The organism is Parasynechococcus sp. (assembly GCF_045559935.1).
GTDB lineage: Bacteria > Cyanobacteriota > Cyanobacteriia > PCC-6307 > Cyanobiaceae > Parasynechococcus.
Map to the genome: position 1 here is coordinate 248,320 of NZ_JBJLJL010000010.1, position 13,401 is coordinate 261,720.

Below are 13,401 nucleotides of genomic sequence, written 5' to 3' on the forward strand. Positions count from 1 at the left end.
ATCTCAACGTGAGATCCGACTGGTCCGTTCTGGACCTTGCACGCGCAAGCTGCCGCGGGTGACCCCGAGTTGATGGTCGATGCGCTCCTGCTTCCAGACGTCACGCGATGCAAGCCGGCCAGCCAGGGCATCCGCGTAAAGGAGGACGCGTCTCCGGGTGGCCTCTGCCCCCTCGTCGAGCAGTTCCAGACGGACGTGACGCACGCCGGCCTGACGCAGAGCCGGCAACCCCTCGACACCGGTCTGAGCCGTGCCGTTGAACAGGGTGTTGCGGCAGCCCAGATCCGCGCGCAGAGGATGTTCCACACCACTGCGGTCACGGAGAGTCACTGTGTGCTGCTCGCAGGGGCGACCACAGTCGGTGTGATCGTGCCCCTCGGAGAGGAAAGCGCAGAACAGACAGTGCTCCATGTGAAACAGGGGCATGTGCTGATGCAGGGTCACCTCCAGGCGCGATGACTCCACCCCGGCGGACAGATCCAGCAACTGCTGGAGATTGAGGTCGTAGCTGGCTGTGATCCGTTTCAGCCCCCAGTGACTTCGATACCAGTCGAAGCTGAGGGGATTGGCGGCATTGAGGGAGAAATCACCGACGCAGGGTGCCAGGGGAGTGAGGATCTCCAGTTGATCGGCATTGCGCACCAGATAGCCATCCGGTCGAGCGCGGATCAGCGGCTCCAGGGTCCAGCGCTCATCAGGCCGGGTGATCCGGCTGCCGGCAAGCCAGATGCCCTCGGGCCAGACGCCCCGGGCCATGGCCACAGCCTCCCGGAGCTGCCGTGGCTGATCGAGGTCGGCCACCACGGAGCGGATCGGCGCTGCCCCGTCGGGAAGCTCCATCAGCGCTCGAAGCTGGTTCAGGCTTCTCACGAGCACCACCAGACCCATCGGCTCGTCTTGGCAACCGTCTGCTGCCGCCGGGACAAACTCCGAGAGGACGGCTGCAGGATCGAGAGGCACAGAAGCAAGCGGCTGCTCAGCGACCGGTGATCCAAGAGCCTCCAGAAGGGCCCGGCGCATGCGGTTCAGTTCTGCCACCGGTAGGAACAGATCGCCTTCGAGCTCGACCTTGAGATCACGCAACCGCCAGCCGCTGCCGCCGAGACGCCCGAGCTGCTGCTCAAGACGCGCCCGGTCCAGGGGGCGCTGATCCGCGGACTGCAAGGGCATGGCACTGCTGATGACCACGCCCCTCTCCGGCTGCTCGAGCCTCAGGACGTCACCACGGCGTCCAACCACCCGCAGCGACAGATCACGGGGCCGGGCCTCGGTGGGTCGACGCGCCATCCGCTGCCACTGGCTCTGCCATTCCGGATCGCTGGTCAGCCAGACCGATGCTCCGGCGCGCAGGGCGCGGGTTTCGATCCTTCCAGGACCCAGACGCAGTTTCAGGCGTTCCTGTCCGAGCTGTTCACAGGCCATGACACGGCCTCCCACCTCGTCGGGAGGTCGCAACGGGTCGTCCGACAGAGCCTCCAGGACGATTCCCTGACCGGGTCGCAGGCGCTCCCGGCTGCGGATCTGCAGCCAGCCTCCGCGATCAACCTGCAGCAGGCGACCGATCAGCGGTCCACGCTTCTTGCTCCAGCGCCCATGGACCAGCCGGCGATGGTTCACTCCCTCAAGCCAGCCTGTTGAAAGCCCCCGGGAGAAGGCCAGCTCCAGCTGCCTCTGGACGGGTTCGGGCTCAGGACGGTCGAGGCGCTGCCGATAGGCATCGGTCACCGCTGCCACGTAACTGGCGTCCTTCAAACGCCCCTCGATCTTGAGGCTGGCAATGCCGATGCGCTGCAGCTCAGGCAGCAGCTCCCAGGCCGCCAGGTCCTGGGGTGAGAGTAGATAGCGCTGATCCTCAAGCGCACGGGGAACGCCGTCAACGACGAGTTCATAGGGCAGGCGACAGGCCTGGGCGCATTCCCCGCGATTGGCACTGCGCTGGCCCAGGGATTCACTCGTCAGGCACTGGCCGGAGTAGGCCACGCAGAGCGCTCCGTGCACGAAGACCTCGAGAGGCATGGCCAGGTGGCGATCCCGCAGCTGACGCTGCAGGCGTTCGAGGTCTCTCAGCGCCAGTTCCCGGGCCAGCACCACCCGTTCGCAGCCCAGGGATGCGGCCTGAGCCACGCCGGCGGCACTGGTGATCGACATCTGCGTGGAGGCGTGCAGCGTCAGCTGGGGCACGAGTCTCCGGGCCAGCCGGCAGAGGCCGACGTCCTGCACGATCACGGCATCCACACCGGCCTCCGCTGCGGCGATCAGCAGCTGAGCTGCCCGCTCGAGCTCATCGCTGAACACCAGCACGTTGAAGGTGAGACATCCCTTCACCTGTCGCTCGTGCAGCCAGTGCATCACCGACGGAAGCTCGTCGATGCGGAAATTCTCGGCCCGCTGGCGGGCGTTGAAGGCGTCCACACCGAAGTAGACGGCATCGGCTCCAGATGCCACCGCTGCCCGCAGAGCCGGCCAGTCGCCGGCTGGCGCCAGCAGCTCAGGAATGTTCAAAACGGACGACGGGCGAGACGCCGGGCTGCCTCGAAGCGTCGGAGTGCATCGGCCGTGCCCTCGAAGCGCCAGTGCCAGGGCTCGTAGCTCACACCCTGGGAATTGCCGTCCGGAAACGACATCACGAAGTGATAGCGGGCGGCATTGTCCTGCAGCCAGCGGAAGGTGCGCGTCTGCTCGAAATCGGTCGAGAGGTGGGTCTCAGGAGCTTGCCCATCTCCCAGATCCACAGCGAAACCGGTGCTGTGCTCGGAATAACCCGGCGGTGCCGACACCTGAGCCCGCTCCTCGGCGGTCTGATTCCGCTCCGAGGCCACATCAAAGAAGATCGATTCCTGCAGGTCATGGGATCGATAGCCGCTGAGCAACCGCAGATCAATGCCTTCGGCGGCGGCAGCCCGGAGCATGCCGTCGAGAGCCTCGGCCGCATCGACATGAAGCTGAATACCCGGCTCGACGACGATCAGCTCGTCCGGGCTGACCTGGTCATAGGGGAAGTGGCCCAGCAACCGACCATCCGCTGCCGGCGGCTCGGGGATCCCCGGAACAACAGGCGCTGGCGGCGTGCGATTCAGCCTCGCCATCAGCTGCGGCCCCATCAGCACGACGGCTCCACTGACACCGCACACCACCAGGCAGGCGAGCAGCAGCCCGAGACCACGGCCCCGCGAGCGACGCGGAGCCGGACGGGAGCGACGCGCGACCGGAATGTCGTCCCTCTGTTGCCGACGAGCAGAGGCAGCCCGACTCACAGCGCTGATGCGTGTTGTTTCGATCGTAAGGGCGATGGCCAGGGAGCCCCACCGTCATTGATGACGCAGTGGTAGCTTCAAAAAACAATCCAGCGGAGAATGGCTGAGATGTTGCGTGTTGCGGTTGTCGGCGGTGGTCCGAGCGGATCCTGTGCTGCCGAGGTGCTCGCCAAAGCTGGAATCGAGACCTGGCTGTTCGAACGCAAGCTGGATAACGCCAAGCCCTGCGGTGGAGCGATCCCCCTCTGCATGGTCGAGGAATTCGATCTGCCGGACGACATCATCGACCGCAAGGTTCGCAACATGAAGATGATCTCCCCTTCCAACCGGGAGGTGGACATCCGACTCGATCCGCTCGGTTACGACGACAACGCCTACATCGGCATGTGCCGCCGGGAGGTGTTCGACGCCTTCCTCCGCAACCGTGCCGCCGATCTCGGCACCACCCTGGTGAACGGTCTGGTGCAGAAGATCGACACCGGCACCAACCGACAGGGCCCATACACCATCCATTACGCCGACTACAGCGCTGGCGGCCCCACCGGTGACCGCAAGACCCTGGAGGTGGATCTGATCATTGGAGCCGACGGCGCCAATTCCCGGGTGGCCAAGGCCATGGACGCCGGCGATTACAACGTGGCGATCGCCTTTCAGGAGCGGATCAAGCTTCCTGCCGAGGAGATGACCTACTACGAGGATCTGGCGGAGATGTACGTCGGAACCGACGTCTCCCCCGACTTCTACGCCTGGGTGTTCCCCAAATACGACCACGTGGCCGTGGGAACCGGCACGATGCAGCAGAACCAGAGCCTGATCAAGGGTCTTCAGAAGGGAATCCGCGAGCGTGCCACCAAGCGCCTGTTCAAGGGCGAAGTGATCAAGGTGGAAGCGCATCCCATCCCGGAACATCCCCGACCCCGTCGTGTGGTGGGGCGCATGGCCCTCGTCGGTGACGCTGCCGGCTATGTCACCAAAAGCTCCGGTGAAGGGATCTATTTCGCAGCCAAGAGTGGCCGGATGTGCGCCGAAGCGATCGTGGAGATCTCCAAAAACGGCAGCGTCATCCCCACCGAGAAACAGATCAAATCCAGCTATCTCAAGCGCTGGGATCGCAAGTACGGCGCGACTTACGCCGTGCTCGACATTCTTCAGCGCATCTTCTACAGAAACGACGCCGCGCGAGAAGCGTTCGTCGAGATGTGCGACGACAAGGACGTTCAGAAGCTCACCTTCGACAGCTACCTCTACAAGCGGGTGGTGATGATGAACCCCTGGCAGCAGATCAAGCTGACGCTGCGCACTCTGGGCAGCCTGATCAGAGGAGAGGCCCTGGCTCCCTCGAGCTACAACCCCGTGCCCTCGGCGGTTGGACGTTCCGATGGAGATTTCCTTGCTGAGGAAGCTGCTCAGGCGGTGAAGGCTCAGGCCAAGGAGAACGAGATGGAAAACGAGAAGGAGAAAGCCGGGATCAGCTGACCCCGGCTGCAGGGGCCTGACTCAATCCCGCTGTTCGATCGCCTTGTCGACGCCTTCCTTGATGCGTTCGATCCCCTGCTGCAGGTTCTTGCCTGGAGCGGTTTCTTTCTTGGTGGTCGACCAGACGTTGATGGCATAGACGACGGCACCTGCCACGATCAGGGCCGCAAGAACAAGGCCGATGCCGTTGCCTCCCTGTTTGACCACGACTGGCTGTTGCTGATTGCTCGACTCGTCAGCCATGAATGTGATGGTTGATGCCATCTCTCGATAGCCGGTTCATCGCCGGTTGCCAACAAAGGAAACGGCGGCCCAGGGGAACAGTCGCGACTCAGGACTGAATCAACTCGAATCGCGCCAGCACTGAGGCCTGGTTGCGCAACACGCCCAGAAGGTTGAGACGGTTCCTGCGCAGGTCTTCATCCTCAGCCATCACCATCACGCTGTTCTCTCCGTCGAAGAAGGCTTCCAGGACCGGCGTGGCCTTCACAAGACCGTCTGAAAGAGCCTGGTAGCGCCGTTCCGCGGCGAGAGGTTCCAGCTGCTTCAACACATCGAACATGCCCTGTTCGCTGACGGATTCGAAACGATCCGGATCCACCACACCTGGCAGGGCCAGGGTGTCCTCGGGGAGGTTCCCCTTCTCCGCCAGGCGAGCGGCGCGCTGGACAACGGCCTGAACGGCCGCCAGTCCGCCTTGCTGACGCAGCGCACGCAGCAGCTGAATTCTTTCCTGCACATCCATCGGGTCGCCGAGGAGACGAGCGTCCGTGACCCCTTCCCCGGCCACCGCCTGAACCAGATCCGGTTCATAGCCGTCCTCTTCAAGCTGCGAGACGATGCGTTGCCTGAGCAGTTGCAGAAGATCCGCCAGCAGCGGGCCCGGTTCGATGGCGAAATGCGGGAACAGCTTCACCCAGTCCGCGACGGCAGCCTTCAGGAAGGTCGGCAGATCGAGGCGCCAGCCTCTGTCCCAGAGGATCAGAAGAATTCCATTGCCGGCTCGTCGCAACGCGTAGGGATCGGAGGAGCCGCTTGGACGCTCTCCCTTGGCGAAGATGCTCAGCAGCAATTCAAGCCGTTCCGCCAATGCCACGACGGCTCCGGCATCGCTGCCGGGCAGGGCATCGCCGGCTCCCCGCGGCAGGTAATGCTCCACCACCGCAAGAGCCACCTCCCTCGGTTCCCCCTCCTCGAGCAGATATTTGCCGCCCATGAGCCCCTGAAGCTCCGGGAACTCCCCCACCATCTGACTGACGAGATCGTGCTTGCAGAGGTGGGCGGCGCGACTCGCATGACCTGCGATCTCCTTCGGTAACACAAGAGCCTCCAGGAGACGTTCCGCCAGACGTTCGATCCGTTCGCAGCGTTGGCGGAGACTCCCGAGCCCCTCGGCGAACGTGACTCGGTGGAGTGACTCCCGACGATTGACGCTGGAGTCGCGGCGGTCGACGGCCAGAAAGAACTCCGCATCCGCGAGACGGGCCCCGAGCACACGTTCATTGCCTCGGACGATCTGTTCCGAGGCCTGAGCGCGACCGTTGCTGACCAGCAGAAACTCTGGACGCAACACCGACTGCGCCTGCAGCCGCAGCGGATCACTCTCGACATCCGGGACATCCAGGGGGATGTAGCGCTGATGAGCCTGCATCACGGTGCTGATCACCTCTGGAGGGAGATCCAGAAAGCGGTCAGCGATCGATCCCCGCAGCACGCGCGGATCCTCCACCAGATCGACAAGCTCCTCGAAAAGAGCTGCAGGGCAGTTCGGAACCCCTCCAACCGCCTCAGCTTCGCTGTCGATGGCGGATTGGATCAGCTCGGCCCGCGCTTCGCGATCCACCAGCACACCCAGAGCCGCAAGGATGTCCGCATAGCTCTCGGCATCGGAGATCTCCACCGGGGCATCGCCATGCAGCCGGTGACCACGACTGAAACGATCGCTGCACACCCGGGGATCGGCACCCTCCAGCTCCACGGGGATCAGATCCGCTCCCAGAAGAGCCACGAGCCAGCGGATCGGGCGACTGAAGCGCTGGTTACCGGTCCCCCAGCGCATGAATCGCCTCCCCTGCAGGGAATCGATCCAGGCAGGAATCAGGCTTTGGAGAAGATCGCAACTGCTCTGACCGGGCGTTCGCACCGTGGCGAAGACGCAGGGGCCTTTCGGGGTCTCCCGCACCTCGAGTTCGCTCGGTTCAACGCCGCAGCGACGGGCGAATCCAATCGCCGCCGCACCGGGCTTTCCCTCCACGAAGGCCTGGGCCACGGGGGGACCTTTGCGATCTTCTGTCAGATCGTCCTGACGAACTTGCAGATCGGCCACGCGGACAGCCAGACGCCGTGGCGTGCCACTGACGCTGATGCCCTGATGGCTGAGGCGGCACTCACCCAGATCTCTGGTGACGCGCTGCACAAGCTGCTGCAGGGCCAGCCGGGCGAAATCAGCGGGCAGCTCCTCGGTGCCGATCTCGAGAAGAAACGTAGATGTCACGCCACTGACTTAACCGGAGGTGACTGTATTGGAAGCCGTTTCGCTACCTTCAAACAATCGAGATCCGATGCAAGTGAGCGACGGGCCAGCGGCGGTGAAGCAATCAGTGGAGAGCGCCCTCCCGAAGGCGGAGCAGAGGAAGCTGGACAGTGAGCACCTGCGACAGCCCCTGCTGGACGAGTTGGCTAACGACAGCCATCACTTCAGTGAGGACGCTCTTCAGATTCTCAAATTTCACGGCAGCTATCAGCAGGACGATCGCGACAAGCGGGAAAAGGGAAAGGACAAGAGCTGGCAGATGATGCTGCGCCTGCGCAGCCCGGGAGGACGGATCCCGGCCCAGCTGTTCCTCGCGCTCGACGACCTCGCCGATCGCCTCGGGGATGGAACACTGCGGGCCACCACCCGCCAGGCCTTTCAGATGCACGGCATCCCGAAGGCCGACCTCAAGGAGGTGATCGGGACGATCGTGACCAATCTGGGATCAACCCTGGCGGCCTGCGGGGACATCAACCGCAACGTGATGGCTCCACCGGCTCCCTTCGAGAAAGGGGGGTATCCGGTCGCCCGCCGCCTGGCGGATGAGATTGCCGATCTGCTGAGTCCTGAGGCCGCCGAAGGGTCCTACCTCGATCTCTGGGTCGATGGGGATCTGAGCTACCGCTTCAAACCATCGCGCGAGGTCCGCAAGGCGCGCGAGCGTCAGCTCGAAGGTGGTGTCTTTTCCGGCAGCAAGGACGAACCGCTGTACGGAGACACCTATCTGCCCCGCAAGTTCAAAGTTGCCGTCACGGTTCCGGGGGATAACTCCGTTGACCTGCTGACTCAGGACATCGGACTGGTGGCATTCACCGGCGCCGATGGTGCCTTGCGCGGCTGCAATGTCTACGTCGGCGGAGGCATGGGTCGGACCCACAACAAGGAGGAGACCTTCGCGCGGATTGCCGATCCTCTCGGCTACGTCGATGCCAGGCATGTCTTCGACCTGCTGCAGGCGATCGTCGCGTTGCAGCGCGATCATGGCGATCGGCGTGTGCGCCGCCATGCCCGGATGAAGTATCTGATCGAGGACCGTGGCATCGGCTGGTTCCGCACGGAGCTCAAACAGAACTACTTCGATGGGGAGTTGAAGGGGCTGCGCAACGAGCCGAAGGCGAAACTGCAGGACTATCTGGGCTGGCACCGCCAGCGCGCCGGTCTCTGGTTCGTGGGCCTGCCCCTGCTCTGCGGACGCTTGAAGGGGGAGATGAAGTCGGGCCTGCGCCGTCTGGTGGAGACCTACCAGCTGGAGATCCGACTCACCGCCAACCAGGATCTGCTGCTCTGCAACATCGGCACAACCCAGCGTGCCGCCATTCGGGAGGATCTTGCGGCACTCGGTTTCGCTGTGCCTGAGGAACCGGCCCCCCTGGCACGTCATGCCATCGCCTGTCCCGCGCTGCCGACCTGCGGACTGGCGATCACTGAATCAGAGCGCATCCTCCCCGAAGTTCTGGATCGACTGGATGCGCAGCTCCGCAGGCTCGGGATTGAAAAATCCCTGCTCGTGCGCATGACCGGCTGCCCCAACGGTTGCGCTCGCCCTTACATGGCGGAACTCGGGCTGGTGGGCAGCGGTGTGAATCAGTATCAGCTCTGGCTTGGTGGAACTCCGAATCTGCAGCGCCTTGCCCAGCCCTTTCTTCAGCGCATGCCCCTGCAGGAGCTGGAGACGACGATCGAACCCCTTCTGAAGAGCTGGAAGGAGGCAGGCGGACGGCGCAGCTTCGGCGACCACATCCAACGGCTGGGGGATCAGACCGTCGCCGAACTGCTCGGAACCAGCGCTCCGGCATAGATCGCCTGCGGCGCGCCGCAGCGCCACGCCCACAGCTGATCACCGTGGCTGAAATGCCACCACTCGTTGGGGTGCTGTTCAAATCCAGCTGCAGCCATCACCTCCTTCAGCAGGTCTCGCCGTCGCTGCCAGACGCCAGCCTGCGACTGCGGCTGTGAACGAGCCGCCGCGCTGTAGTGATCCGGCTCGGAGACCGCACCGATGGCGTCGATCGCCCCGCCCATGTCGAGCACCGAACCCGACTCGGCGAGGGTCAGATCCACGGCCGCGCCTGTGCTGTGAGGGGGAGGCGTGGCGGGATCGTCACTCGGAGGAGCCCAGAAACGCCCAACCTCGGCTGTCACTCTCCTGAGTGCATCCCGCTGGCCCGCATCGGAGGGATCAACGCCCTGCCTCTGGCATTCCTCAGCGATGGCGTGATCCACCATGAAGGCCTGCACGGCCACCGGGCGCCAGGCATCGAAGATGGCCAGCTGCAGCGTGGGGTCCCGCAGCTGCAACTGGCCCTGGGCCTCAAGCAACCGTGCCACGACCCCTGACCTGAGCCGGAACGGATCCGCACCGCGGCCATAGGGAGCCCCGATCGCCTGATAGGGATGGGGGGTCAGCCGCAGAAGGGATGGCGGCAGCGGTTCAAGGGGCTCGTGGCACTCCACGATCGGACGATCACTCCAGGGCCTCACCTGCTCAGGTGCGAAAACGAAATCCTTCCACAGCCCGTGGCGATGGTCAGTTCAGCGGGTTTCCGCCGCTGAGGCGTCTCTGCTGGTCGTGCAACAGCTCACGAAGCCTGGGGTGATCCTCCAGGTGAGGATCCGCGGCCAGCACTCCCTCAGCGAAGCTGCGGGCATCGTCGAGAACGGCACCATCGTCGGCGAGGCTGGCGAGGGCGAGATCCGGAAGGCCGGACTGACGCGTACCGAGCACCTGTCCTGGCCCCCGCAAGCGCAGATCCATCTCGGCGATCTCGAATCCATCGCTGGAGCGCACCAGCACATCGAGGCGCTGCCGGGCCAGCGCATTGGAGCTGCCGTTGATCAGCACACAGTGAGACGCAGCGGCCCCCCGGCCCACGCGGCCACGCAGCTGATGCAGCTGCGCCAGCCCGAAGCGCTCTGCGTGTTCGATCACCATCACCGACGCCTCCGGGACATCGACGCCCACCTCCACCACGGTGGTGGACACCAGAATCTGGCTTCGCCCACCTGCAAAATCCGCCAACACCGACTGCTTCTCAGGGCTGCTGAGACGACCATGCAGCAGACCCACGGTCAGATCAGGAAACACCTCGGATGCCAGTTCCGCATGCACATCCACCGCGGAACGCAGGGCGAGCTTCTCCGACTCCTCCACCAGGGGAAGCACCACATAAGCCCGCTGACCGCGTTCCACCTCCGAGCGGATCAGCTCATGCGCTTTCTCCCGCTGGGAGCTGTTCAGCAGCGTGGTGCGGATCGGCGTGCGGCCGGGCGGAAGCTCGTCGATCTGACTGACGTCCAGATCACCGTGCAGTGACAGGGCAAGGGTGCGCGGGATCGGTGTCGCCGTCATCGTGAGCAGATGGGGCTGCAGACCCTTGCTGAGTAGGCGATCGCGCTGATGCACACCGAAGCGGTGCTGCTCATCCACCACCACAAGACCGAGGCGGGAGAACACCACCGGATCCTCCAGCAACGCATGGGTGCCCACAAGCAGCTTGAGAGAGCCATTGGCGAGGTCATCGAGCAGTTGCCGCCGCCGTGGTCGCGGCGTGGATCCGGTGAGCAGCTCGACCGTGACGTGCAGCGGTGGCATCCAGCGACAGAGGTTGCGGTAGTGCTGTTCCGCCAGCACCTCGGTGGGGGCCATCAGGGCACCCTGCCAGCCGGCATCGATGGTGCTGAGCAAGGCGGCGATGGCCACCACGGTCTTGCCGGAACCCACGTCCCCCTGCACGAGGCGGGCCATCGGCTCGGACCGCTGCAGGTCCGCCTCGATCTCGGCGAAGACACGTTGCTGAGCCCGAGTGAAGTCGAACGGGAGCAGCTCCTGGAAACGCTGCAGCAGCCCTCCTTCGGCAACGCGTGTCAGCAGTTCGGGAGCCGGCCTGGAACGGAGCTCACTGCGGCGTTGCAGCAGTCCGAGCTGAAGCAGCAGAAATTCATCGAACACAAGGCGACGACGGGCCTGATCCAGCTCCTCACGGCAACGGGGCGCATGGATGCAGCGCAGCGCCTCAGCGATGCTCAGCAACCCGCAGCTCTCACGTTCCCCACTGCCGAGCGGCTCGCTCCACAGGCGAGCCGAGGGCAGAGCCTGTTCGATGAGAGCGCGGAAACGATCCGAGGCCACCCCCTCGGTCAGGGGATAGACGGGCAACAGCCTGCCGATGGTCTGGGATCGCACCGTGGAATCGGCACCATCGAGCACCTCGATCAACGGATCATGCACCGTGATCCCGTACCCCCCCTCCTTGACCAGCCCGCTGACGGCAACCCTGGACCCGACGGGATAAAGCCGCTGCTGAGCTTTCAGCGCAGCCGGAGAACTGAACCGTTTGCCTGCGAGGAACCGGGTGATGCGCAGGCGACCGGTGGGATCCTGAAGCTGAAGTTCCAGGATCGCGAGATTGGGATTCCGAGGGCTGACGAAACCGTTGCAACGACGGACGGTCGCCACGATCGTGGCCGTCTCACCGGTCACCAGAGCCTCGATGCGGCGCATCGCTGAGTAGTCGACGTGGTCCCGCGGGTAATGGCGCAACAGGTCGCGCACCAGAAGCAGTCCGAGGGAGGCAAGACGGGCCGCCAGCTTCGGTCCCACTCCCCGCAGCGCGGAGAGCGGACTGTCGAGCGGCAGCGGTCCGGAGCGATCTCCAGCAGCGGAGCTGGCCGAGGCGGTCTCCAGTCGCAGACGTGGTGGAGCCATCGGTGCCGACGGTTCGACGCGATGACGCAGCTCATGCAGCCACTGACGGGTGTCCGTCACCAGACGGCGGCGGGCGGCGTCCGTCATCCCCGGATAACGGCCGTATCCCTCTGCAAGGCCACGGACGCGGTCCCCGGCACCACGGGGAAGGGGAACGGCCGGAAGCGTTTCCAGCTGCTCTGCAAGGAAGGCATGAAAGCGTTGCCGACGGCCTTCGAGATCGGAGAAGCCGCGGTCAGCCTCCAGTGCCAGGGCCTGCTGCAGAGGGGAGATCCAATCGAGGATCAGCCGGAGCTGACCGGCGGTCAGTCCCCGTTCTCCGGGGGCAGCTTCGGCTCGGATGGGCTCTGCCAATGGGAAAGGGCCTCACGATCCAGACAGCGGCGCTCCCAGTGGCGCTGCTGTCGCACCATTGTGTGCACCTCCTGCTGATGCTCGCGCAGACGACGGCGAACCCGTCGCAGGCGGTGACTGTCGAATTCCAGTTCGCTGGTTCGCAGAAGCAGGCACAGCACATCCATTCCCTGCTCCATCTCACCCACTGCGATCGGCAGGTGCAAGCGCAGCAGATTGGAAGCGGCCGGTTGCGTCTCCATCTGACCGCGCAGCACCGCCTCCAGCAAGGTCACGGGCAGCAGAGTGCTGGCCAGGCCGCTGCGCAACAACTGCACGTTCACGGCATGGGAGAGGTTGCGAAGACGACGGTCCATCGCCTGATCGAATCCCTCCATCCAGAGGCCAAGAGCATCCGGCTGGGAGGGCAACAGGCCAGAGTCCCTGTCCTCCCGTGGATGCACTGGATACGTGCTGACCGTGGGATCCGGGGATGGATGATCCAATGCCTCACCAGCCAGCTGGAACAGCGAGCGGAGCACATCGAGATCCGCGGGATCCGCGCCGGAGTCAGCGTCCGCGGTCTCCGATCTCTCTTGCTCCTGCGGACCGGTGATCGGCCGGAACGGCTGATCGCTGTCGAGGGGAGACGCCAGGCTGAGCTCGATGGAGCCGGAGGCCTCCTGTCGCGGCGCCGTGTCCGCCGCTTCCTCACCGGCTTCGCTCTGCTTCGCCAGTTGTTCGAGCATGCCCCGGCTGGCACGGGCCTGCCGGCGTCGGTTCTCCTGACGCATCTGGTCAACCAGAAGCCTCAGCTGCTCGACGGTGAGCAGCACGGAACATCGCTGCACCAGGCTGTCGACAGCTGCATGAAATCCCTGCCGTGCCGTCTCACTGAGTTCGCGGAAACGCAGTGGATCAACGTCACTGATCAGCCTGTACAGCGCCTGACGGGTCGCTGACAGCAGTTCATCCCGAAGGATCTGGAGATAGAGCGCCTGATCCCTGTAGACGGAGACCGATCGCTGCCGGCACACCCTGCGCAGGCGCGCCAGCTGCTCGGATGGATCGTGGCAGGGCGGATGGTCCCTTCCAGGCAC

At 64.5% G+C, this 13,401-nt stretch carries 9 protein-coding genes; 2 read left to right on the forward strand and 7 right to left on the reverse strand.

Annotation, left to right across the window (positions count from 1 at the left end; all coding sequences use genetic code 11):
- Positions 1-3: 3 nt before the first annotated feature.
- Positions 4-2,502 carry a U32 family peptidase gene (locus ACJ0G7_RS11270; protein WP_043691292.1) on the reverse strand — a complete coding sequence of 833 codons (2,499 nt, stop codon included), beginning with the start codon at positions 2,500-2,502 and terminating at the stop codon, positions 4-6.
- Positions 2,499-3,254 (reverse strand): M15 family metallopeptidase, encoded by a 756-nt coding sequence (locus ACJ0G7_RS11275; RefSeq protein WP_043691294.1) that lies wholly within the window; start codon positions 3,252-3,254, stop codon positions 2,499-2,501. The genes ACJ0G7_RS11270 and ACJ0G7_RS11275 overlap by 4 nt, the downstream gene beginning before the upstream one ends.
- 108 nt (positions 3,255-3,362) lie before the next feature.
- On the opposite strand from ACJ0G7_RS11275, the gene chlP reads away from it, so the two are divergent.
- A complete protein-coding gene (gene chlP, locus ACJ0G7_RS11280; protein ID WP_043696530.1) occupies positions 3,363-4,730 on the forward strand; it encodes a geranylgeranyl reductase in 1,368 nt (455 codons plus the stop codon).
- Positions 4,731-4,751: 21 nt separating this feature from the next.
- On the opposite strand, the gene ACJ0G7_RS11285 is transcribed toward chlP, so the two are convergent.
- Positions 4,752-4,973 (reverse strand): hypothetical protein, encoded by a 222-nt coding sequence (locus tag ACJ0G7_RS11285; protein ID WP_043696533.1) that lies wholly within the window; start codon positions 4,971-4,973, stop codon positions 4,752-4,754.
- A gap of 88 nt (positions 4,974-5,061) precedes the next feature.
- Positions 5,062-7,224 (reverse strand): glycine--tRNA ligase subunit beta, encoded by a 2,163-nt coding sequence (gene glyS, locus ACJ0G7_RS11290; protein ID WP_407396201.1) that lies wholly within the window; start codon positions 7,222-7,224, stop codon positions 5,062-5,064.
- 67 nt (positions 7,225-7,291) lie between these two features.
- Here glyS and ACJ0G7_RS11295 point away from each other — a divergent pair, with 67 nt between their 5' ends.
- Positions 7,292-9,061, forward strand: coding sequence for an NADPH-dependent assimilatory sulfite reductase hemoprotein subunit (locus ACJ0G7_RS11295; protein ID WP_407396203.1), 1,770 nt, complete (start codon positions 7,292-7,294; stop codon positions 9,059-9,061).
- On the opposite strand, the gene ACJ0G7_RS11300 is transcribed toward ACJ0G7_RS11295, so the two are convergent.
- The 3 genes from ACJ0G7_RS11300 to ACJ0G7_RS11310 are packed head-to-tail and all read right to left on the reverse strand — an operon-like array spanning position 9,019 to position 13,401.
- A complete protein-coding gene (locus tag ACJ0G7_RS11300) occupies positions 9,019-9,744 on the reverse strand; it encodes a M15 family metallopeptidase (RefSeq protein WP_407396204.1) in 726 nt (241 codons plus the stop codon). The two genes, ACJ0G7_RS11295 and ACJ0G7_RS11300, sit on opposite strands and share 43 nt — an antisense overlap.
- A 46-nt stretch (positions 9,745-9,790) precedes the next feature.
- A complete protein-coding gene (gene recG, locus ACJ0G7_RS11305; RefSeq protein WP_043691302.1) occupies positions 9,791-12,322 on the reverse strand; it encodes an ATP-dependent DNA helicase RecG in 2,532 nt (843 codons plus the stop codon).
- Positions 12,274-13,401 carry a hypothetical protein gene (locus tag ACJ0G7_RS11310; protein WP_407396205.1) on the reverse strand — a complete coding sequence of 376 codons (1,128 nt, stop codon included), beginning with the start codon at positions 13,399-13,401 and terminating at the stop codon, positions 12,274-12,276. Before ACJ0G7_RS11310 ends, recG begins: the two co-directional genes overlap by 49 nt.

Bases quoted from the DNA above. Each gene is read 5' to 3' on its own strand.
- ACJ0G7_RS11295 (WP_407396203.1), top strand. From the start codon at position 7,292: ATGCAAGTGAGCGACGGGCCAGCGGCGGTGAAGCAATCAGTGGAGAGC.
- chlP (WP_043696530.1), top strand. From the start codon at position 3,363: ATGTTGCGTGTTGCGGTTGTCGGCGGTGGTCCGAGCGGATCCTGTGCT.
- ACJ0G7_RS11285 (WP_043696533.1), bottom strand. From the start codon at position 4,973: ATGGCTGACGAGTCGAGCAATCAGCAACAGCCAGTCGTGGTCAAACAG.